This window comes from Paraglaciecola sp. 20A4 (assembly GCF_011378905.1).
In the GTDB taxonomy this organism is placed as follows: Bacteria; Pseudomonadota; Gammaproteobacteria; order Enterobacterales; family Alteromonadaceae; genus Paraglaciecola.
Map to the genome: position 1 here is coordinate 598 of NZ_WTPY01000080.1, position 339 is coordinate 936.

The 339-nt window shown below is 47.5% G+C and carries 1 protein-coding gene; it reads right to left on the reverse strand.

The features are described 5' to 3' along the window. The coding region (locus GQS54_RS22905; protein WP_166426230.1) for a hypothetical protein at window positions 1-325 on the reverse strand (325 nt) is incomplete at its 3' end. Window positions 326-339 lie beyond the last annotated feature (14 nt).

Here is a 339-nt window from a genome sequence, read left to right on the forward strand (position 1 = left end):
GGAAGTTCGCCGCCAACTCACGTTGCACTTCTGGGACAACTGGAAACTTCCAGTCCAAAGGCTTGACTGGACCCTGCATCAGCTGCTTCTCCTGAAGACCAAGAGGCTCTTGCGCAAATCTTCTGGAGTCAAGAACCGGAAACTGATAATCCTTTTGGAAAGGATTCAAGAACCCTTGAGAAGAAAGAGCATGACCTCTGGAAGCCGGAGCTGATTGTGGCTTCATGCTGCTTGAACTTTGACGGTGTTTCAAACTTCCCCAGGCACTCTTCAGATCAAAAGCCACAATCACAACCAACACTAAAACACCTTGCAAGAAACCCATTCTAACAAACTTTG